The sequence below is a fragment of the Aquisphaera insulae genome, from assembly GCF_011064615.1.
GTDB lineage: Bacteria > Planctomycetota > Planctomycetia > Isosphaerales > Isosphaeraceae > Aquisphaera > Aquisphaera insulae.
In genome coordinates, this window is record NZ_JAALJH010000238.1 from 1 (window position 1) to 854 (window position 854).

General features: G+C 75.3%; 2 pseudogenes. One reads left to right on the forward strand and one right to left on the reverse strand.

Annotated features, from left to right (window positions below):
* A pseudogene (locus G6O54_RS36945) lies at positions 1–269 on the reverse strand (hypothetical protein); the annotation flags it as partial.
* Between G6O54_RS36945 and G6O54_RS39110 the strand changes: the two are divergent.
* A pseudogene (locus G6O54_RS39110) lies at positions 268–854 on the forward strand (hypothetical protein); the annotation flags it as partial. The pseudogenes G6O54_RS36945 and G6O54_RS39110 sit on opposite strands and share 2 nt — an antisense overlap.

Below are 854 nucleotides of genomic sequence, written 5' to 3' on the forward strand. Positions count from 1 at the left end.
CCTCCGATGCGCGGATATTCCTCCCTCTGGAGCCTGTCCATGTCGTCGATCCGTCGCTGCAACTCCGCCGCGTCGGCGCAGGTCGCCGGCTCGGCCCACCGCTTGCCCGTCCCCTGGCTCCGCTCGATCACGCCGTTGTCCTCCGGCCGCCGCGGCGGATTCCAGGTCACCTCGACGCCCAGGCCGAAGAGCCACAAGGCCAGCTCGGTGGGGAGGTCGCCGGCCGAGCCCCACGGCGAGCCGTTGTCGACGCGGATCCGCCCGGGCATGCCCCATCGGGCGAACGCCTCGCGGAGGCACCGCTGGGTCTCGGCGGCCGGGACGCTGTTCCATCTCCCGAGGGGGGAAAACCGCGGTCGAGAGGACCGCGCCGGTGAACTCATCGGCGATCCGCAGCCAGGAGGCTCGCGAGCCGTCGGCCAGGGGCATCTCCTCGGCCGCATCGACCTGCCAGGTGTGGTGGGCCTCGGTGGCCCGCCGAGCGGCGGCCGCGGGTCGCCGCCCGCGAGGGGCCGGGCCCAGCCCGGCGGCGACGAACCACCGCTGCAAGGACCGAGTGCCGGGCACCGGCTCGATCCCCTGCCGCTGGAGCATGACGCGGATCAGGCCGGCGCCCCAGGCGGGGTGCTCTCGGCGCAGCATCAGGGCCGCCCCGCGGGCGGGAAGCCGGGCCATCGAGCCCGGGGCCGGGCCGGGTCGGGCCGCCGCCAGGGCGTCGGGACCACCGCGAGCCCGCTGCAGCAGCCCTCGCACGGTGCGGGGGCACAAGGAGAATGCCTCGGCCAGCTCGCTGACCGAATCACCTCGGCGGTGACGGTCGCAGATCACCTGGCGGATCGGCAGGGGGACAGGGC